The 20058-nt window shown below is 63.9% G+C and carries 16 protein-coding genes and 1 tRNA gene; 5 read left to right on the top strand and 12 right to left on the bottom strand.

The features are described from left to right. Positions 1-78: 78 nt before the first annotated feature. The 3 genes from GC162_06495 to GC162_06485 are packed head-to-tail and all read right to left on the bottom strand — an operon-like array spanning position 79 to position 2905. Positions 79-1389 carry a glutamyl-tRNA reductase gene (locus GC162_06495; protein MBI1368286.1) on the bottom strand — a complete coding sequence of 437 codons (1311 nt, stop codon included), beginning with the start codon at positions 1387-1389 and terminating at the stop codon, positions 79-81. Then, on the bottom strand, positions 1389-2288 hold the full coding sequence (locus GC162_06490) for a hypothetical protein (protein MBI1368285.1): 900 nt from the start codon (positions 2286-2288) through the stop codon (positions 1389-1391). Before GC162_06490 ends, GC162_06495 begins: the two co-directional genes overlap by 1 nt. Further along, a complete protein-coding gene (locus GC162_06485; protein MBI1368284.1) occupies positions 2285-2905 on the bottom strand; it encodes a siroheme synthase in 621 nt (206 codons plus the stop codon). Before GC162_06485 ends, GC162_06490 begins: the two co-directional genes overlap by 4 nt. Before the next feature lie 162 nt (positions 2906-3067). Between GC162_06485 and serS the strand changes: the two genes are divergently transcribed. The 3 genes from serS to GC162_06470 all read left to right on the top strand — a co-directional run bounded on the left by serS (position 3068) and on the right by GC162_06470 (position 8602). Further along, positions 3068-4420 carry a serine--tRNA ligase gene (serS, locus tag GC162_06480; GenBank protein MBI1368283.1) on the top strand — a complete coding sequence of 451 codons (1353 nt, stop codon included), beginning with the start codon at positions 3068-3070 and terminating at the stop codon, positions 4418-4420. A gap of 147 nt (positions 4421-4567) precedes the next feature. Continuing rightward, complete coding sequence (locus tag GC162_06475; protein MBI1368282.1) at positions 4568-7603, top strand: c-type cytochrome; 3036 nt, start codon at positions 4568-4570, stop codon at positions 7601-7603. A gap of 18 nt (positions 7604-7621) precedes the next feature. Then, positions 7622-8602 (top strand): hypothetical protein, encoded by a 981-nt coding sequence (locus GC162_06470; GenBank protein ID MBI1368281.1) that lies wholly within the window; start codon positions 7622-7624, stop codon positions 8600-8602. A 44-nt stretch (positions 8603-8646) separates the two neighbouring features. On the opposite strand, the gene GC162_06465 is transcribed toward GC162_06470, so the two are convergent. From GC162_06465 to GC162_06430, 8 genes are all read right to left on the bottom strand, one after another. Continuing rightward, entirely contained in the window at positions 8647-9375 is a 729-nt protein-coding gene (locus tag GC162_06465; protein MBI1368280.1) for an HAD-IA family hydrolase, read from the bottom strand. Further along, positions 9376-10056, bottom strand: coding sequence for a metal-dependent hydrolase (locus GC162_06460; protein ID MBI1368279.1), 681 nt, complete (start codon positions 10054-10056; stop codon positions 9376-9378). A 21-nt stretch (positions 10057-10077) separates the two neighbouring features. After that, on the bottom strand, positions 10078-10650 hold the full coding sequence (locus GC162_06455) for a BMC domain-containing protein (GenBank protein ID MBI1368278.1): 573 nt from the start codon (positions 10648-10650) through the stop codon (positions 10078-10080). A 52-nt stretch (positions 10651-10702) separates the two neighbouring features. Next, positions 10703-12004: a hypothetical protein gene (locus GC162_06450; GenBank protein ID MBI1368277.1), complete on the bottom strand. Its 1302-nt coding sequence runs from the start codon at positions 12002-12004 to the stop codon at positions 10703-10705. A 45-nt stretch (positions 12005-12049) separates the two neighbouring features. Next, positions 12050-13348, bottom strand: coding sequence for a hypothetical protein (locus tag GC162_06445; GenBank protein MBI1368276.1), 1299 nt, complete (start codon positions 13346-13348; stop codon positions 12050-12052). A gap of 71 nt (positions 13349-13419) precedes the next feature. Then, positions 13420-14319, bottom strand: coding sequence for an aminotransferase IV (locus GC162_06440; protein ID MBI1368275.1), 900 nt, complete (start codon positions 14317-14319; stop codon positions 13420-13422). A 30-nt stretch (positions 14320-14349) separates the two neighbouring features. Next, complete coding sequence (locus tag GC162_06435; GenBank protein ID MBI1368274.1) at positions 14350-15060, bottom strand: HAD family hydrolase; 711 nt, start codon at positions 15058-15060, stop codon at positions 14350-14352. 64 nt (positions 15061-15124) lie between these two features. After that, a tRNA-Tyr gene (locus GC162_06430) sits at positions 15125-15208 on the bottom strand. 95 nt (positions 15209-15303) lie between these two features. Between GC162_06430 and GC162_06425 the strand changes: the two genes are divergently transcribed. After that, a complete protein-coding gene (locus tag GC162_06425; protein MBI1368273.1) occupies positions 15304-16857 on the top strand; it encodes a type I 3-dehydroquinate dehydratase in 1554 nt (517 codons plus the stop codon). A 53-nt stretch (positions 16858-16910) separates the two neighbouring features. Here GC162_06425 and GC162_06420 read toward each other — a convergent pair whose 3' ends face one another. Next, positions 16911-17252: a hypothetical protein gene (locus GC162_06420; protein MBI1368272.1), complete on the bottom strand. Its 342-nt coding sequence runs from the start codon at positions 17250-17252 to the stop codon at positions 16911-16913. On the opposite strand from GC162_06420, the gene GC162_06415 reads away from it, so the two are divergent. Continuing rightward, positions 17223-20057 (top strand): DUF1343 domain-containing protein, encoded by a 2835-nt coding sequence (locus GC162_06415; protein MBI1368271.1) that lies wholly within the window; start codon positions 17223-17225, stop codon positions 20055-20057. The genes GC162_06420 and GC162_06415 overlap by 30 nt on opposite strands. The last annotated feature ends 1 nt before the right edge of the window (position 20058 follow it).

Genomic DNA, 20058 nt, shown 5'->3' with positions numbered 1-20058 from the left:
ACTCGAAACTCGAAACTCGAAACCAGAAACCAGAAACCAGAAACTAGAAACACCATCGCCCCGCGATGGCTTATACGCTTACTTCATCTCATTTTGTTCGGGGTTTTCCATATCTTCCTGGTCCGGCTCCAGCTCAAAGAGGCGGCGCAAAGCCGTGGCGTACATCGCCGCCGCCGTGCCGCGGCCCTTGCCCAGCTCGCTGATGGGCCGGTGCAGGATTTTGTTGACGAGGCGATGCGTGTGCTCGTCGATGATCTTTTGCAGATCATCGGCGCTGGCGACCTTGAGCTTGTTGAGCGTGCGCTGGGCCTCGGCGGCGCCGATTGTGTGAAGCTGCTCGCGCAGTTGGCGGATCAGGTCAGCGAAGTCGCTGGTCTGCACGGCCTCGTAGCATTCGGCGACGCTCGGTTCGATGATGGCTTCGCACTCGCCGATCTGTCCGTTCCGGGCCGATGCCTGATCGGCGATCGCCCGCTGAAGGTCGTCCATGTTGTACAGGTACACGTTGGCCGCCTGACCGACCGCCGCCTCAAAATCGCGCGGCACCGCCATGTCGATGATGAACAGCGGGCGGAACCGACGCCGCTTGATCAGCGGGCGGAACATCGCCTCCGTGACGATCGGCTCCGTCGCGCCGGTCGAGCTGATCACCACGTCCGCTTCGACCAAAGCATCGGCGAGCTGATCCCATCCCGCCGCCGTCCCGCCGTATTTTTCCGCCAGCGGCTTCGCCTTCTCGATCGTCCGGTTGAGCACCGTCAGCTTCGCCGGCCGCATCTCCATGAACTGCCGCAGCGTCAGGTCCGTCATCTTCCCCGCGCCGATCGCCAGCACGTTTTTGTCGTCGAAATGGCTGAACAGGTGACGGGCGAAATCGACCGCGACGCTCGCCACGCTCCTCCGCCCCGCCGCGATCTGCGTTTGCGTCCGCACTTTCTTGCCCGTTGCCAGCGCCGATTGAAACACCTTGTGCAACACCTTGCCGATCGTGCCCATCTGCTGCGCCACGTCGTAAGCGCCGCGGACCTGCCCGATGATCTGGTCCTCGCCGAGCACCATCGACTCGAGCCCGCTGGCGACGCGCATCAGGTGTCGGATCGCCTTCTCGTTGTCGTGGTGGTACGCCGCCGCGGCGAAGTCGCCGGCGGGAATGTTCCGCGCGTCGGCGATGAAGCCGATCATTTCCTCGACGCGCGGATGGCCATGCAGCGGGCGCGCCACGTAAAACTCCGAGCGGTTGCACGTGGACATGATCGCCATCTCCGCGTTCGGATATACGCTGCGCAGATCGGCGAGCGTCTTGCGCACCGTGTCCTCGTTCATGGCGATGCGCTCGCGCAAATCGACCGATGCGGTCTGATGCGAAATGCCCACGCAGATCAGATGCATCAGCCGCCCCCCGGAAGCGCCCCCGGAAGCGAGGGCAGCGCCTGCGCGATGCCCAGGACCGCGAGCATGAGTATCAGGCCGATGATCGACAGCACCGCCGCGCGCCGTCCGCGGAACGTCGGCACGAAGCGCACGTGCATCACCAATGCGTAAATCGCCCAGACGATCGCCGCCAACAGCACCTTCGGCGAATACCACCAGCCGTCGCCGAGTTTCGTGTTGCCGTCGGTGACGATGACGAGCCCGGTGACGAGGCCCATGGTCAGCAGGATGAAGCCGAACGTCGCGGCGAGGGTGATGGTGCGTTCGATGGCTTCGAGACTGCCCAGGCGTTCGAGCATGCGATAGCGCGAGGCGGCGTGGTCCTTGGCGCGGAGCTGCCGATCGACAAGGAGCCACAGCGCCCCGGCCGCCGCCGCCGCGGTGACGGCCAGCGCGCCGATGTAAACGCTCAATAGATGCAGCGTGAGCCAGACATCGTGAATCTCAAACGGCCGCCACGTCCACCAGCTCGCGCACACCGCCCACAGGGCCGCGAGCGTCATGACCGGCAGCATGAACAGCGCCAGCCCGCCCAGCCGGCGCATCCACTGCGACCAGATCACCACCGCGCCCAGGAGCGCCACCAGCAGACTCAGTCCGTCGGCATGCGACTGAAGCGGGACCCAGCTTCGATGCACGGCCGTCATGCGATAGAGGAACACCCCGGCGGCGAGCACCGTCGCCAGCAGCATGGCGATGCGTTCGATGCGCACCGCGCCGGTGCAGTGCGGTTCCGCATCGGGCGGGGCGGTCTTCGCATCGCGCAGTCGTTTGACGGCCGCGACGCAGGCGACAGCGCCGGCGAGAGTCGCGCCGATGAGCGAGCCGGTTGTGATCCAGTCCTGCGGTCCGTTCATGCCTGCTCCACCACGCGGCGGCAATGCTCCGCCAGCGCCGCCGCGCCCTGTTCCTTCAGTACGCTCATCGCCGCCGGATCGGTCAGCTTGTGCAGCGCGGCCGTGCGACGGGCGGGGTCGGCGACGCTTCGTTGAACATCCGCCCGAAACGGCTCGACGGTCGTGAGCAGCGTGACCCAGTCTTCGTCGATCGATGCGAGCAACTGATCGCGCAGTACCGCGGCGGATCGGGCGCTGATGCCGTTCGTTGAGACGGCGAGGGTGATGGGTCCGCGGCGGGCGTGGGCCGGAACGATGAAATCGCCGGCATCCGGTTCGTCCGCACGGTTGACCATCGCGCCGATGGCGATCGCTTCGTGAGCCGCGGCGGCGTTGACCGCCGGGTCGTCGGTGGCGATGACCACGATCTTCGCCCCGATCAGGTCGCCCGCTTCGTACGCCCGCTGCTCGACGTGCACGGGCATGTGCGTCAACTCCGATTCGACCGCGGGGGCGATGATGACGACTTCCGCGCCGGCATCGAATAGCGACCGCGCCCGCCGGGCCGCCACCTTCCCGCCGCCGACGATCACCGCCCGCTGACCGCGGACTTTGAGCATGACCGGTAAGTCCATCATCCCGGTATCTTATCCGACGCGGCAAGCGGTCGCGATGCGTTGCGAAGGCGGATCGACTAACATGGTGGACCGATCACGCCGCCCGTTCGGCGGGCTCACGGCAAGAAGCGGCGTCGCTGAACGGCCGATCCCTGACCCCTAACCCCTGATCCCCAATTTGCCATGATTGACCTCAAAGACCTGCGTGACCATCCCGCCAAGTACAAGGCCGGCGCCGCGGCGAAGAAGATCAGCGTCGATATCGACCGCCTGCTCGATCTCGATGCGAAACTGCGCGCCGTCATGACCGAGCGCGAGCAGCTCACCGCTGAGAAAAACAAGATCGGCAAAGACATCGGCCCGCTCATGGGGCAGATCAAAAAAGCGACCGGCGATGAGAAGGCCGCGCTGGAGGCGAAGCTGGCGGAACTCAAGGCCAAGCCCGAAGCGATGAAGCAGCGCGAACAGGAATTGGCGAACCAGATCGGCGAGTTGGAGCCGCAGCGCAATGAGTTGTGGCTGCTGGTGCCGCAGCCGCCGGACGACGATGTGCCGCGCGGCGAGAGCGCCGAGGACAACAAGGAAATCGAGCGATGGCATCCGGTGTGGTACGACACCAATAAATCGTTCGTCGAGAACAAGGGCTTCGAGGCCCGGTCGCACGTCGAACTGATGACGAAGCTGGGCATGGTCGATTTCGAGCGCGGCGTGAAAATCGCCGGCTCGCGCAGCTATATCCTCACCGGCGCCGGCATGCAGCTTCACAATGCGATCCTCCGCTACGCCTTCGATTACATGACCCACGAAAACGGGTTCACCGCCGCGTCGGCGCCGGTGCTGGTGCGCGATCAGATGATGGTCGGCACCGGGTTCTTCCCGCATGGCGTCGAGCAGACGTATCACATCGCCAACCCGACCGGCGACTATCAGCTTTACCTGACGGGCACCGGCGAAGTCGGCCTGATGGGCCTGCATGCCGACGAAATGATCGATGCGGACAAACTGCCGCTCTGCTACACGACCGTCAGCACCTGCTTCCGCCGCGAAGCCGGTGCGGCGGGCAAGGACACGGCGGGGCTCTATCGCATTCACCAGTTCGACAAGGTGGAGCAGGTCGTGATCTGCAAGGCCGACGAAGCCGAGAGCCGCATGTGGCACAGGAAGATGATCGGTTTCGTGCAGACACTGCTCAAGCGTTTGCAGTTGCCGCATCGTTTGCTTCAGTGCTGCACCGCCGATCTGGGCCCCAAGAATGCGGACATGATCGACGTCGAATGCTGGATGCCCAGCCGCGAGGGCTTCGGCGAAACGCACTCGGCGAGCCGCTTGTACGACTATCAGACCCGCCGCCTGAATATCCGCTACAAGGACCCGGAAACGAAAAAGAACGTCGTGGCCCATTCGCTCAACAACACCGTCGCCGCCAGCCCGCGGATTCTTATTCCGATCGTCGAGATGTACCAGAACGAGGACGGCTCGATCACGATCCCCGAAGTCCTCCGCAGCTACATGAACGGCGCGACCCAGATCGGGTGACCCCGGAATCGGTTGAACATCAGGGGCTTTTGCTGCGCTGATCCAGTTTGATCCGGGTATACTTATGGGCCTGATTCCGCCGTCAATCGTGCAATAGGCACGATCCGCCCGCCGTTTTCATTCGATACCCCCATTCAGGATTGACGCATGAAAAAGCTCGCCACTGTCGGTCTGGGTCTGCTTGTGTTCGTCGCCCCCGCTATCGCGGAGAATCTTCCGGCGCCCCTAGCGCCCGAAGGCATGACGGCGACCGTCTTCGCTCAGCCGCCGACCGTCAACTACCCCGTCTGCATTGCCGCGTCGGTCGATGGCGCGGTCTTCGTCGGCGTCGACAAGCAGGGCTCGCTCGGTAAGAAGGAAGGCGATGGCAAAGTCGTCCGCTGCATCGACACCGATGGCGACGGCGTGGCCGACAAGTTCACGACCTTCGCCGTGATGGATCACCCGCGCGGCTTGGTCTACGACCACAACACGCTCTGGGTCCTCCATCCCCCGACCGTCACCATGTACACCGACACGAACGGCGACGGCGTGGCCGACGAATCGAAGGTCCTCATCACCGGCATCAGCACCGACATGGTCAACAAGCGCGGCGCCGATCATACGACCAACGGCATCCGCCTCGGCATCGACGGATGGATCTACATCGCGATGGGCGACTTCGGCTGCGTTGATGCGACCGGCACCGATGGCCGCAAGCTGACGGTGCACGGCGGGGGCGTCGTGCGCTTCCGACCCGACGGCACGCAACTCGAACTCTACGCCTTCGGCACGCGCAACATCCTCGACGTCTGCATCGACCCCTACATGAACGCCTTCGTGCGTGACAACACCAACGACGGCGGCGGATGGAACGTCCGCGTCGCGCACATCATCCAGTCCGCCAACCTCGGCTACCCGCGCCTGTTCACACACTTCGGCTCCGAAATTCTCCCGCCGCTCGCCGACTACGGCGGCGGCTCGGGCTGCGGCGGGCTGTACCTGCACGAGCCGGGTTTCCCCAAGCCGTATGACGACATTCTGCTCACCTGCGACTGGGGCCGAAGCTGGGTGTACTCGCACAAACTTCCCGCCGACGGCGCGACCTTCGACCCGCAGCAGGACGAGTTCATCCACATCGAGCGCCCCACCGACATCGACGTCGACGGCTCCTCGCATCTGTATGTGACAAGCTGGCGCGGCGGGCAGTTCGCCTACAAGGGCGAAGACATCGGCTTCGTCGCCCAGTACAAACCGACCGGCTACACCGCGCCGCCGGTCATCGACTATGAAAAAGCCGACGTCAACACGCTTGTCGCGGCGCTGGCCGATCGGTCGGCGGTGCGCCGCATGGCGGCCCAGCGGGCGATTCTCCGCCGCAAGGCCGACAGCACGCTCAGCGACAGGCTGGTCGCGCTGGCGTCCGACAATAATGCTCCGCTCTACGGCCGGGCGGCGGCAATCTTCACGCTCAAGCAGGCCTTTGGCTCCGCGTCGACGTCGCTGCTCGTCAAGCTCGCTGACGATGATGCGGTGCGCGAATTCGCCCTGCGCGAGATGACGGATCGCATGGACGAATTGGCCGGCGTCCCGGCTTCGCTTTACGAGAAGGCGCTGCACGATTCGAATCCGCGCGTGCGCGTGGCGGCGATGATCGGCATCGGCCGTCTGGGCGATGCCAACGCCGCGGGCGATCTGCTTGCGATGGCGCACATGAAGAGTCTGGCGGTCAGCACCGATGAACCCGAGACGCGGTCGGTCGAAGGCGAGAAGGTCAGCAAGGTCGAGCCGGTCGAGATGTCGATCGATGTGACCGGCGGGAAGGTGCTGTACCTGATGGTCGGCGACGGGGGCGACGGCAACGGCATGGACCATGCTTCGTGGATCGATCCGCACTTCGAATCGCCCGCCGGCTTGGTCAAATGCACGAGTCTCAAATGGATCAACGCCGGAGCGGGCTGGGGCAGCGTCGGCAACAATAAGGATTGTGAAGGCAAGCCGCTCAAAGTCGGCGGGAAAGTCGTCGAAGGCATCGGCACGCACGCCCCGTCGATCATCGCGTTCAACATCCCCAAAGGCGCGACGAAGTTCGTGACGCAGACGTCGCCCGACGACGGTTCGCAGGGCAAGGGATCGATTCAGTTTTCCTTGTATGTCGACAAGCTGCCCGCCGGCGAGTCGTCGGATGACTACGTCAACAAGGCCAACCCGGCCATTGTCGAGCCGCACATGGCGATTCAGACGCTGGCGAAGCTCGATTCGACGGCCGCATGCGTCGCGGCGCTCGATGGGCCGAACAGCGACGCGGCCATCTGGGCGCTCAAATACAAGCACGACAAGGCGGCGGTCGACGGTCTGATCGCGCATCTGTTGGCGAGCAATCTGGCGCTGAAGCGCGCGGTGCTCACCGATCTGGTGCGACTGTACTATGACGAAGCGCCGTACACGAACGGCGACTGGTGGGGCACGCGTCCGGACACGACCGGGCCTTACTATGTCCGCGCCAAGTGGGACGAGTCCGACCGTATCGAGCAGGCGATCCGCGATGAGGCGGCCAAGCTCGATCCGTCCATGCTCAAGTTCCTTCAAGGCCAGCTCGCCAAGCATCGCGTCGTTTTCGCCGGACTTTCGAGCATGGAGGTTGCGACGGCGGACACGGGCAAGAAGAACAACAAGAAAAAGATGAAAGACGAACCGAAAGTCGACCTGAGCAAGGTGCTGGCGGCGACCGGCGGGGCGAACACCGTCGGCGCGATCGGCTTCGACAAGGCCAAGGCCGAGGCGCTGAAGTTCGAAGGCGATTCCAACCTCGGCAAGACGCTCTTCACGCAGCAGGGCTGCATCGCCTGTCACACCACCGCCGACGGCCAGACCCCCAAGGGTCCGCACCTGGCCGCGATCGGCAAACGCTACAGCCGCGAAGAGCTGCTTTCGTCGATCCTGACGCCCAGCGCCGTCATCGCCCAGGGCTTCGACACGCATGTCATCACCCTCAAGGACAACACCGTGCAGACCGGTTTCGTCGTCAACGAAGGCGCCGACACGATCGAGCTTCGAAATATCGCCGGCCAGTCCGCCACGGTGAAGAAGTCCGACATCGCCAGCCGCACCGTACTCGAGCAGTCGATGATGCCGCAGGGCCTCGTCAACGCGCTGACGCCCGAGCAGCTCGCGTCGCTGTTGGCGTATCTGGAATCGCTCTGAGCCGCTAAACTATCGGGCATGGTCGACGCCCACACCCTCGCCGGCTGCGCCGTCAGCGCCATCGCCCTGGACTTTAACACCAAGGTCGAGCGCCCGATCACGCTGTCGGAGGCGGCAGGGGCGCCCTTCGCATGGATCGATATCCGCATCGACGATGTCGAAGCCGCAGCGCCTGTATTGGCGGCTTCGTCGTTCGTCGGGCCGGAAGTGGCCGAACGCGTCGTGCTCGGCCGCGCTTTCACCGAATACGCCCGTTACGAATCGAGTCTTCACCTGGCCCTCGCCGGGTGCACCATTCTCGATGACGAAGTGCGCATGCAGCGCGTCGACGTCATCGTCACCGAAAAATCGATCGTCACCGTTCACCGCGGCACCGTGCATTTCATCGAAACCCTCCGCCGCGATTACCACACCGACTTCGTCCAGCACGCGCAGACCGGCAGCTTCCTGCTCTATGAACTCTGGGATCATCTGCTCGAAAGCTACTCCGCCGCACAGCTCAAGCTCGAGGAGCAGGTCCAGCGGGTGCAGGCGGAACTGATGCACCGCGTCGACGATTCGGTCTTCGAGCACGTCTCGCGCCTCGGCGCGAACCTCGTCAACTTCCGCACGATGCTCGTCCCCGCTCAGGCGGCCCTCAACGAGCTTTCCACCCGGCGCACCACGCTGATCTCCCCCGCGACCCAGACCGCCCTCGCGAACATGATCGGGCATGTCGAGCGGCTCATGGCCGACGCCCTCGCCGACCGCGAGATTCTCTCCGAGACGCTGAACCTGCGCATGTCGATCGTGGCGCATCACACCAACGAAGTCGTCAAGCGCCTCACCGTGGTGAGCATCATCTTCCTCCCGCTGACCTTCCTCTGCGGCCTGTGGGGCATGAACTTCAAGTTCATGCCCGAAATCGAATGGCGCTACGGCTACCTCGCCGCCTGGCTCGTCATCCTCGGCATCGTCACCGCGCAGGTCATCGTCCTGCGGCGCAAGAAGCTGCTCTAAACAGCAAGCCGTTTAGCGAGGCCGCTTGCGGCCTGTTTCCTCGCTCAAAGCAGATGATCCGCCAGCTCGCTCAGATGGGCGATCGTCAGATCCGCATCATGGTGGCCGTCCTCGCGGTCGAAGACTTCGAGCGTGTCGAACTGAGTGATGTGCACGGCGAAAAGACCGGCCCGCTTGGCGCCCTGGATGTCGCCCAGCCAGTTGTCGCCGATGTAAACCGCGCGGTCCGGCGCGACGCCGACCTCTCGCAGCACCCGTTTGAACGGCAGCGGGTGCGGTTTGACATGCCCGACCTCCCCGCTGACAACGACGGCCTTGAGATGCGGGGCGATGCCCGTCCGCTCCAGACTCGCGCGGATCGACTTGCCGCAAGGATAATTGCTGATCATCGCCAGCGTGTACCGCGCGGCCAGCTTCGCCAACAAGTCATGCACGTAGTCCGGCGCTTGAACCGTATCGACGAACACCCGGTCATGCACTTCGAGCACCGATTCGAGCTGCGCTGCGGCGGGGGCGCGGCCGAAAAGTTTGGTGAGGATGTCGCTCATCTGCTCGTGCATCGTGACTTCGCGCAGCTCGGGATGCCCGTAGGCGGCGCGATAGGCGTATTTGCGGAGGGCGATGAACAGATCGAGATCGAAAGGACCGATCGCTTGGGCGATCGCGCTGGCGATGGCGCGATCAAGCTGCTGAACCTGCGGCGCGGCGAACTCGATGAGTGTGTTGCCGTAGTCGAACACCACGGCGTCGATGTCACGGGCGTCAAGACTCATTCAACCCACCATCATGCTTTCGCCCGGTTTCATGATCTTCGCCTCGACGCCCGCGGGCGTGAAGCCCGCGCGGATCTTCGCTTCGTCGGCGAGCGGAGGCCAGGTACCCCAGTGGCACGGGATGGCGACCCGCGGCTGGATGAACTCCGCGGCTCTGGCGGCAAGCTCGGGGCCCATCGTGAAACGATCGCCGGCGCAGATCATGGCGACCTGCGGCTTGTAGATTTCGCCGATGAGCTTCATGTCGGAGAACAGCGCGGTGTCGCCGGTGTGATAGAACGTCTTGCCGGCAACATTGACGACTGTGCCGGCGGGCATGCCGGTATAGACGCCATTGAAGGAAGATGAGTGGAACGCCTGCGTGAGGGCGACGAAACCGAAGGGCGCGGCGACTTTTCCGCCGGGGTTCATGGGTTCGGTGTGTTTGACGCCATGCGCGGAGCAGTAGCCCATCAGTTCGTAGACGCCGTAGACCGTGGCGCCGGTGCGCTTGGCGATGTCGATGGTGTCGGAGAAGTGGTCTTCGTGACCATGCGTCATGACGATATGCGTCGGGTTCAGGTCGGCGGGCTTGCAGGGAGCGCTGGGATTGCCGGAGAGAAAGGGATCGATGGCGACACGGTGTGGACCGGCTTCGATGAGAAATGCGGAGTGGCCGAGCCAGGTGAGCTTGACGGACATGGGGTCACTTCCCGTTGCGGTTCAGATGTAATCGACGAACAGCTCGCGGCTCGGGCGGGGAATGGTCACGGCCGAGACGAGCAGGCCCTTGGGTTTGACGACGGCGACGGCGGCGTCGAGGGCGGCGCGGCAATCGGAGATCGACCCGGCGAACATCACCAGGCCTTTGCCGCCCAAGGCCATGGCGACATGAATCTTGAAGATTTTGATGTTGGCCGCTTTGACGGCGGCGTCGGCGGCTTCGAGCGCGCTGGCGGAGCTGAACGTTTCGAGAATGCCCACGGACGGATAGCTGCCGGCCGAGACGTTGAGCTGCACGCTCTGTCCGAGCGCGGCGTAGACATCGGGGTGGGCGTTGGCGATGACGAAGTGATCGATGATGCCGTCGGGGGCGGCGTCGAGACCGGCGGTGACGCTGGCCTGCACGGGCGCGACGTCGCCGCAGACGATGATGATGTACTTGCCGGAGCAGATCGTGCGGGCGAGCAGGAGTTTGACGGAGGCGGCTTTGAGCATGGCGTCCTGCACCAGATGCCCGATGCCGACGCTCGTCAGTTCGATCATGCCCACGGCCTGTTGTGTTTTGGCGTTCATGTCGGTGCAATCCGAAGCGGGGAAGCGCGGGGCGATGCCCCGCCGCTAAACGTTAGGACTCGATGATCACTTTGTCGGAGACGGCGGTGACTTTGCCGGTGATGGAGGCGTGGATTGGCGCGCCGAGTTTGCCGGGGGCGGGACGGGCGATGACGTCGCCTTCGCTGACGCGGTCGCCGACTTTGACGATCGGCTCGGCGGGCGGGCCGGCGTGCTGCTTGAGGGGAAGCACGATGCGCTTGGGCATGAACCCGTTGTCATGCAGCGGGCCCTTGTTCGTGAACTGGCTCAGGCCGAGTTTCAAGATCAGCCGGGCGATCGGCACGCGGCGATTATCGAGGTGCAGTTCCGGGCGATGCTCCTCGGCCTCGGTCTTCCATCGATTGCCCGACGCGAGGATGCGGTGCTTGTTCTCCCCGCAGACCTGCGCGGGGTAGAGGTCTTCCGGGCAGCTCATCATCGTGCACAGGTTGCACTCGCAGCAGAACTCGGTGCCGATGACGTTCACTTCGCCCGCCATGTTGAACTGAAGCGAGCGCATCGCCAGGTGTGGCTCGATGGGATGACCCAGCAGATATCGCGGGCAGTAGAACGTGCAGAAGTAGCATTGATCGCAGCCGGAGGCCCCGATGGTCTCGACCTGTTTCCATGTTTTGGTGTAGCGGGCGACGAGCGGGTGGTCGCGACCGAGGACGATGAGCCCGCCGGTCGTTTTGGTGATCGGCGTGGTGAGGTCTTCGCTGTACTTGCCCATCATCGCTCCGCCGACGAGCACGACCGGATCGCTCACGGTCGCTCCGCCGGCCAGCTCGATCGCCTCGGCGAAGGTCGCGCCGATCGGGATGCCGATCGTCACGGGATGATGCACCGCCCCGGCGACAGTCAGATACTTGCGCGTGACCGGTTTGGCGCGGGCGATGTTCATGGCGGTTTCGACATTGATGACGACGCAACCGACGTGCAAAGGAATCCCGCCGGGCTGAATGATCTTGCCGGTCGTGTCATAGACGAGAATGAACTCATCGCCGGCGGGATACGAATCGCTCAGCGCGGCGATGCGATGCTGCGGCGGAAGAATCGCCTGCATCGCTTCGATCACATCGGTGTACTTACCCTTGATGCCGACGATCGCTTCCTCAGCCCCAACCTGCTGGCGGGCCTGTTCGAGCCCGTCGATCACTTCCTTGCCGTATGCCTTCATCAGCTCCTTGTCTTTGTGGAGCAATGGTTCGCATTCGGCGCCGTTGAGAATGATCGTCTTCGCCTGCGCCTTGAGCTTGACGTGCGTGGGGAACCCCGCGCCGCCGGCCCCGACGACGCCCCATTGTTCAACCTGTTCGATGAGCGTGGCCATAGACGGGCATTGTAACAGCCGCCCGCCCGTCCATCATCCGGCAAGTCAATCGACTTTCGTCAGCTCGTACACCCGCGGCTTGGGCTGCGCCAAATCGTAAATCTTCGACTCATAATCGTCGGCCGCCTTGCGAAAGGCCGCCACATCGTCCTTGAACTTGGCCATCCACGCCTCGTCCGGCCCGCCCTTGTGGACCTGCCCTTTGAGCTGGCCGAAGCGGTCGCGCATGGGGTGCACCGCCTTGTCGTTCCGCTCTTTGTTGAGCATCGCCACCGCCAGGGCCTGCTGATACTGCGGGGTCTTGTCGTTGTTTTCGAGTTCGACTTTGCCGCCGAGCATAACGTTGGTGTAGGTGCCGATTTCGACGCCGTCGATCGTCAGCTTGTACTTGCCGGGCGCGAGGCCGACGACGGAGAGCCGCTCGTTGGACATCTTGTGACCGGCATGGGTCATCGCAAACCCGCGCGACGCTTCGGATGGCAGGACCCACGGAAGCGCCTTGGCGGTGAACGTGAACTTGAGGCGCGATGCATCGCCGCTGACGTCCGTCACGTCGCCGCCTTTGATCTGCCATGTCCCGTCGCGACAGATGGCGGTGAGCCTGCTGACCGCCCGGTCGGGGTGCATCGTCTGAAGCAGTTCGAAAGCCATGATGGCGTGCCCGTTCGGATCCGGGTGCACGGAGTCGGGGATCATGGTGAAGTTCGCATCAGTGCGGCGGGCTTCGAGCGTGTACTGGCTGAGCGGGCTGCTCAGATCGACGACGCCCAGCCCGCGATCCATCGACGCCTGCTGGAGCCACGCCCCGTAGTAGCTCAGCACCGCGTTGTACATCTTCGCATCGTGCTCATCCTTGGGCAGCTTCCACTGACCCGTCGGCCGAATCTGCCACGCGCGAAAATCATGCATCGTCGGCTTCATGGCGATCGCCGTCGCGCCCAGCTTGGAGATCCGATCGAGCACCTCCGTCATGTCGTGTTCGTAGCGATCGAACGTCCCCTTGTCCCAGTCGCGGTACGACGCATCGTTCATGCCCAACAGGATCGTCACATATTTGGGATGAAGCTCCGCCACGTCGATGTCGAAACGCTTCAGCGCGTCGGCCGCGATGTCGCCGCTGACGCCCGAGTTGTAGAAGTGAACCCGCATCGCCGGATAGCGCGTGTAGAAATAATCCTCCACGTATTGCGTGTAAAGACATTGATGCGTGATCGAGTCGCCGAGGAAGACGATGGTGTCGCCCGCCTGCGGGTCCATCTTGTCCAGCGGCTTGGCGAGGTCCTCGGCGTAGGCACTCATGACAAGACTGAGCACGAGCAGGAAGCTGGCGGCAATACGTCGCATGATGCGATCTCCAATGAGTTGAATAACCTCGGTCTTTGTCACCCCTCCCCCTCGCGGGGGAGGTATGTCGCTCAGCAGACGGGGACGCCTTGGGTCCGGGTCAGCTCTTTGAACAACTGCGTGAGCCGGTCCGTGATTGCACGCGATTTTCCGTCACCGATTGCCCGGCCGTCAACCGACAGCACGGGGACCAGTTCGCCCATCGTGCCGGTGACGAACATCTCGTCCGCCGCGTGCATGCGCCGTGGCGTGATATCGCAGACTTCGTGCGCCATGTGGTGCTGTCTGCACAGTTCGAGGATCGTCGCGCGGGTGATGCCTTCGGGGCAGGCGAAAGTCGTCGGCGTCACCACGGTGTCGCCCTCGACGATGAACACATGCGTCGAGCTCGTCTCAGCGAGGTAGCCGCGCTGATCGAGGAGCAGGGCGTCGTCGGCATGCGCGGCATTGGCTTCGAGCTTGGCGAGAATCGAGGTGAGCTGGTTGGAACTGTGAATGTGCTGATTGAGCACATCGGGATTGGGGCGACGGATGTTTGCGGTGATGAGCGTGATGCCGTCGCGATTGAAGACGGGAGGTTTATGCTCGGGGAGGATGATGAGCGTCGGCGTGCCGAGGTTGACGCGCGGGTCGAGACCGGAGGTGTACTTGGGGCCGCGCGTGAGGGTCAGGCGGATGTGGACGCCGTCGTGCATCTGGTTCGCCGCGAGGGTCTTTTTGAGTTGGTCGATGATCGTGGCGTCGTCGGGGATGTTGACATACGAGAGCATCGTGGCGGACTTGCGCAGTCGGGCGAGGTGTTCGGTGAGTTTGAAGATGCGGCCGTCGTAGAGCCGCAGACCTTCCCATACCGCGTCGCCGTTCTGCACGGACGAATCGAAGGGGTTGATGGCCGCTTCGTCGCGGTGCGTGAGCTTGCCGTTGACGCAGACGATGAGGTTGCGGTTTTTTTCGTTGAAGGTTTGAAGCATGGTGACGACACGCGGTGCGACGCCCCGCCGCTAAACGGGGAGGCGGTGCTGGTGAAGGTATTGGTAGAGGCGTTCGCATTCGGGGATGAGATGCTTGAGCGCATCGGGCACGGGGATGTCCTTGGGTTGATACGGTCCGAACCCGGTGGTCTTCTCGACCTTGGCGTACCAGTGTTTGGCCCAGACGCCATCGGTCTTCCGCGGGCCGGGGGGCCAGCGGAGCATGTCTTCGGTGAACTCGAGGCCGAGGCGCTGGCAGAGTTTCGTCATCATGCCGCGCGGATCGCGCAGCACATCCGCCCCGTCCACGACCGGCGGCACCGCGCCCGTGCGCTTCACGACCTGATCGAAAATCTCCACCTGCTGCGGCAGCCCCGTGTCGTAAATCGTCGGGTGCGGGATGAACTCGATGAGCGAAGTGATCATCTCCCGCGGCTCGCGAATCAGAAAACAGTGCGTCAACTTCTCAAGCCAGTCATGCTCGATCATCGGCAGAAGATGATGCGCCATGTGCTTCTGATACCACACCGTCCGGCCCTCGGGAATCGGGCCGGTGAGCCAGGCGGCGACGCGGCGCCAGTCGGCTTCGTGATGTGCGATGGTTTCGTCCGCCCCCGGATGCGGCAGGCCGGTGACGGAAAGGTAATGCGCGTAGAGGGGTTCGTCGGTGACGAAGGTGTCGGGTCGCTGGCCCCAGCTTCGCATCATGGCGGTCGACACATTACGCGGGCCGGACCACATGGCGATGTAGAGCGGTGCGTGTGCCATGCTGCGATCGATCGAAGGGCGCGAATCGGCGGGGAAATGGGCGGTGAAGGATTCGAACCTTCGTAGACTTTACGTCAACGGGTTTACAGCCCGTCCCTTTTGGCCGCTCAGGCAACCGCCCAGGGGGAGCGAACATTCTAGCCATCCGACCCGCTCGTTCAAGTTGCCGCGCCGTCGGGTCCGGCACCCCCGGCGCGCCCGGCTATACTGGCCCCGATGACGTACCTGACCGTCTCCATCATGGTCGACACCGCCGAGTCGGCCCTCGCCCGAGCCGCCCTCGCCGCCGAGCGCGGGGCGGACATGGTCGAGTATCGCATCGATCATTTCGCACAGAAAGCCGACGCCGCAGCGATCACCGATCTGCTCAAGCGTTCGCCCCTGCCGTGCATCCTCACGAACCGCCCCGTCTGGGAAGGCGGGCATTACGAAGGCGACGAGACCAGCCGGCAGAATCTGCTCGACGCCATCGACTTCGCCGCCTGCCCGGCCGCGTACCTGGACATGGAGCTGGTGGCCTATCAGAAGGGGCTGCGCCCGCCCAAGGGCGCCCGCGTGATTCTCTCGTCGCATGACTTTCAGACCCGCCCGGCCGACCTGCTTCAGCGCGTGCACGCCATGGCCGACGCGGCGCGCTGCTCCGTGGTCAAAGTCGCCTGGCGCGCCCGGTCGCTGCGCGACAATCTCGAAGCGTTCGAGCTCTTGTCGAGTCGGGTCAAGCCGATGATCGCCTTGTGCATGGACGAAGCGGGCTTGCCGTCGCGCGTGCTGGCGAGGAAGTTCGGCGCGTTTCTGACGTTCGCCGGTCTTGATGACGGCGCGACGACCGCGCCGGGACAGGTTGGCGTCGAAACGCTCAAGCGGCTCTACCGATGGGACAAGCTCACCGAATCGACCCGCACGTACGGCGTCATCGGCTGCCCCGTCGGTCACTCGCTCAGCCCGCACATCATGAACGCCGGCTTCGACGCCGCCGATCACGACGGCGTGTACCTCCCGCTGCTGATTCCCGATGACTATGTGCACTTCAAGGCCACCGTCGGCGCGTGGCTCGACTTCGCCCCGCTGCATTTCCGCGGGGCATCGGTGACGATTCCGCACAAGCAGAATCTGCTGCGTTTCGTCGCGGAATCCGGCGGAACCATCGAGCCGCTCGCCGCAAGCATCGGCGCTGCGAACACGTTGACCGTCGGCGATGACGGGGCGCTGTATGCCTCCAACACCGACTACGCCGCCGCGCTCGACGCCGTCTGCGATGCGATGCATATCGGGCGCGACGACCTCGCCGATCAGCGTGTCGGCGTCATCGGGGCCGGAGGCGCCGCCCGCGCGATCGTCGCCGGGTTCGCCCACTACGGCGCGACCATCGTGGTGTACAACCGCACGCTCGACAAGGCAACCGAACTCGCCGAACAGTTCAATGGCCAAACCGGCCAGGTCGTCGCCGCGCCGATGGCGAACCTGAGCAAATCCTGCTGCCGCATTCTCATCAACTGCACCCCGCTGGGCATGCACCCGAATGTCGACGCCTCGCCGATCACCGACTGGCCCGACAAGGCCAGCGCCGATGAGGGCACGGTCGTCTTCGACACGATCTACAACCCCCGGCAAACGAAGCTGCTCCGCGAAGCGTCAGCCCGCGGATGCGTGACGATCAGCGGCATCGAGATGTTCATCCGCCAGGCCGCCGCGCAGTTTGAACAATGGACAAAAAGAGCCGCTCCGACAGAGGTCTTTCGCCGCGTGATTGAAGAGCGGCTTACGAAGTGATTGTCTTGACCCCTCCCCCTCGAAGGGGGAGGTTGGGAGGGGGATTTCAAACGTCACTCACCAATGACTTCATCCACCGCCTTCTTCATCTCCGTCGCGAAGTCGATCTTGTAAAGCTCATTGGGCACGCCCGCTTTGTCCGCTTCCGTTCGCATGTCCTCAATGAACGCAAGAATCTCGCTGTCCGTGAGGTGTTCTTTCATCTTCCGTTCGCCCGGCTTGTCGGGATCGGGGATGCTGATCTTCTGCCAGTGCGGGTCGAGGTCCGACTTGCTGATTTTGCCCTCGGCGTAGCCCCGGGCGACGCGGCGAAGCTGAATCGCGGCATCCTTTTTTTGCTCATCGCTCAGACCCGACCCGTACACATGCGCCGCTTCGAAGCCCCATGCCCCCATCGACGCGCCGAACGGCCCGTTGAAAAGTTTGTCGAAGATCTCGCCCATCTGGTCGTCGCTGATCTTGTCCTCGCGGTATCCGTCGGCGACGCGGTTGACCTGCGTGATGAGCCCGGCTTTCTGATCGTCGGGAAGGTTCAGATGGCCGATCGCCTCGGTGGTCGCGCCCTGCGCCGCGGCGGTGAGACTCTTCTTGTCGAAAATGCTGATGCGCCCGGCGCGCAGGTCGTCGGCGAGCCGGTCGGCGATGGCGGTGAACGCCTGCTTCTGATCGTCGGGCAGGGCGGAGGCGTCAATCTCGTGCACGATCTGATCGTGCATCTCCGTGGCGATGAATTCGACGACCTTGGACTTGATGTAAAAGTAACCGGCCACGCAAAGCGCGAGGAAGATCAGCGTGGCGCCCAGACACCCGACGAGCCATTTGTTGACGCGCGACTTGGCCGGCTGAAGCTCGACTTCGTCCATGATTTGACCCCCCTTGCAAATGCGGCGGGTGCATCATATCACACGCCGCCGCTTCGCGATCGCCCGGCGTACAATGCCCTCATGACGGCATGGCGATGGGTGCTCGTGATCGTGGTTTGTTTCGTGCTCGTACGTGCGGCGACGGCGCAGGAGCTGGACCCGCGCTATCTCAAGCAGGCCGAGCAGGCCATCGAAAGCGCCATCGCCGACCGGCAGATTCCGGGGGCGGTCCTGCTCATCGGCAACGCCGACGGCGTCCTGTACCGGCAGGCGTTCGGCGATCAGCGCTTGCAGCCCCACCGCGTGCCCATGTCCGCCGATACGATCTTCGACCTCGCCTCGCTGACCAAGTCGCTGGCGACCGCGCCGTCGATCATGAAGCTCGTCGAAGACGGCAAAATCGCGCTCGATGATCCGGTCGCCAAGTACATCCCCGCGTTCGGCGCCAACGGCAAGGAACAGGTGACGATCGCGCAGCTTCTACTGCATCGCGGCGGGCTCGAGCCGGACAACAGCATGGAGTACTATCGCGATGGTCGCGACGCGGCGATGGCGGCGATCTATCGCGGCAAGCTGATGTACGAGCCGGGCACGCGATTCGAGTATTCCGACCTGGGCTACATCGTGCTCGGAGAACTGGTGCATGTCGTGTCGGGCATGACGCTCGACGATTTCGCGACGAAGAATTTCTACGAGCCGCTGGGCATGACGCACGCGCGCTTCAATCCGCCGGCCGAGTGGAGCGAACACCTGGCGCCGACGGCCAAAGTGGGCGACACGTGGCTGACCGGCCGGGTGCATGACCCGCGCGCCGCGGCGCTCGGCGGCGTGGCGGGACACGCGGGGCTCTTTGCTTCGATCGACGATCTGACGCGCTTCTGCTGGATGATGCTGCGCGGCGGGGAGCTGGACGGGCATCGCGTGCTTTCGCAAAAGACGGTCGAAGCCATGATCCAGTCCCGCAGTCTGCCCGACTGGTCCAGCGCCCGGGCGTACGGTTTCGACATCGACAGCGACTACTCCTCGGCGCGCGGCCTGCGATTCCCGCGCGGCGTGTCCTTCGGGCACACCGGCTTCACCGGCACCATGTTCTGGATCGACCCGCTGCACCGATGCTTCGTGATCCTCCTGACCAACCGTCTGCACGCCGGCTCGCGATCCGTGCTCGACCTCTACCGCAGCGTTTCGACGGCGTCGGCGATGGCGCTGCTTGGCCCGGTGCAGGTGTACACCGGCATCGATGTGCTCGAACACGGCAAGTTCGCCGCGCTCGACGGCCGCCGCGTCGCGCTCATCACCAATCAGACCGGCCGGGACCGCTTCGGCAAAAGCACCATCGACCTGCTGCATGATGCGAAGAACGTCCAGCTTGTCGCGCTGCTCAGTCCCGAGCACGGACTCGTCGGCAAGGTCGATGAAAAAGTCGCCGACGCCACCGATGCGAAGACCGGCCTGCCCGTCTACAGCTTGTATGGCGACACCCGCCGCCCGACCGATGCGATGCTCAAGGGCGTGGACACGATCGTCTTCGACATTCAGGACGTGGGCACGCGCTTCTACACGTACATCACGACGCTCGGCTACGCCATGGAGGAAGCCGGCAAACGTCACATCCGATTCGTCGTCCTCGACCGCCCCAACCCGATCGGGCCCGTCGGCGTGTCCGGCCCGATCGCCGATGCGGACAAGCTTTCGTTCACCGCGTATCAACCCCTGCCGATCACGCACGGCATGACCGTCGGCGAACTGGCCCGTATGTTCAAGTACGAGCAGAACCTTGATGTGGATCTGGCGATCGTGCCCATGGTCGAGTACGACCGCGCGATGTGGTACGACCAGACCGGCCTGCCGTGGATCAATCCCTCGCCGAATCTGCGCAATCCGACGCAGGCGGTGCTCTATCCGGCGATCGGCCTGCTGGAGTTCACGAACCTGAGCGTCGGCCGGGGGACGGACGAGCCGTTTGAACGGCTGGGCGCGCCCTGGATCGACGGCCGCAAGCTCGCGCTGATCCTCAACGAATTGAAACTGCCGGGTGTGCGATTCGTGCCGATCACCTTCACGCCCGAATCCTCGAAGTTCGCCAACGAAGTCTGCGGCGGCGTGCACATCGAGCTTATCGATCGCACCGCATTTCGCCCCGCACGCACCGGGCTTTCGATCGCGTGGACCCTGCGGCAGCTCTTCGGCGATCAGTTCGACGCCGCGAACGTGCAGAAGCTGCTCGTCAATGACGAAGTGCAGGCGACCTGGCCCGCGATTGACGATCCGGCGAAAGTGTCGTGGAACCTCGACGACTTCATGAAACGCCGGGCGCGCTATCTGATTTACCGGTAGG

Source organism: Planctomycetota bacterium (assembly GCA_016125255.1).
Taxonomy (GTDB): domain Bacteria; phylum Planctomycetota; class Phycisphaerae; order Phycisphaerales; family Zrk34; genus RI-421.
Note: the sequence above shows the minus strand (reverse complement) of the source record. Positions and strands in the feature narration are given on the sequence as shown.

Coding starts and splice junctions, on each gene's coding strand:
- GC162_06495 (MBI1368286.1), bottom strand. CDS start 1,389: ATGCATCTGATCTGCGTGGGCATTTCGCATCAGACCGCATCGGTCGAT.
- GC162_06490 (MBI1368285.1), bottom strand. CDS start 2,288: ATGAACGGACCGCAGGACTGGATCACAACCGGCTCGCTCATCGGCGCG.
- GC162_06485 (MBI1368284.1), bottom strand. CDS start 2,905: ATGATGGACTTACCGGTCATGCTCAAAGTCCGCGGTCAGCGGGCGGTG.
- serS (MBI1368283.1), top strand. CDS start 3,068: ATGATTGACCTCAAAGACCTGCGTGACCATCCCGCCAAGTACAAGGCC.
- GC162_06475 (MBI1368282.1), top strand. CDS start 4,568: ATGAAAAAGCTCGCCACTGTCGGTCTGGGTCTGCTTGTGTTCGTCGCC.
- GC162_06470 (MBI1368281.1), top strand. CDS start 7,622: ATGGTCGACGCCCACACCCTCGCCGGCTGCGCCGTCAGCGCCATCGCC.
- GC162_06465 (MBI1368280.1), bottom strand. CDS start 9,375: ATGAGTCTTGACGCCCGTGACATCGACGCCGTGGTGTTCGACTACGGC.
- GC162_06460 (MBI1368279.1), bottom strand. CDS start 10,056: ATGTCCGTCAAGCTCACCTGGCTCGGCCACTCCGCATTTCTCATCGAA.
- GC162_06455 (MBI1368278.1), bottom strand. CDS start 10,650: ATGAACGCCAAAACACAACAGGCCGTGGGCATGATCGAACTGACGAGC.
- GC162_06450 (MBI1368277.1), bottom strand. CDS start 12,004: ATGGCCACGCTCATCGAACAGGTTGAACAATGGGGCGTCGTCGGGGCC.
- GC162_06445 (MBI1368276.1), bottom strand. CDS start 13,348: ATGCGACGTATTGCCGCCAGCTTCCTGCTCGTGCTCAGTCTTGTCATG.
- GC162_06440 (MBI1368275.1), bottom strand. CDS start 14,319: ATGCTTCAAACCTTCAACGAAAAAAACCGCAACCTCATCGTCTGCGTC.
- GC162_06435 (MBI1368274.1), bottom strand. CDS start 15,060: ATGTGGTCCGGCCCGCGTAATGTGTCGACCGCCATGATGCGAAGCTGG.
- GC162_06425 (MBI1368273.1), top strand. CDS start 15,304: ATGACGTACCTGACCGTCTCCATCATGGTCGACACCGCCGAGTCGGCC.
- GC162_06415 (MBI1368271.1), top strand. CDS start 17,223: ATGCGCCGCTTCGAAGCCCCATGCCCCCATCGACGCGCCGAACGGCCC.
- GC162_06420 (MBI1368272.1), bottom strand. CDS start 17,252: ATGGGGGCATGGGGCTTCGAAGCGGCGCATGTGTACGGGTCGGGTCTG.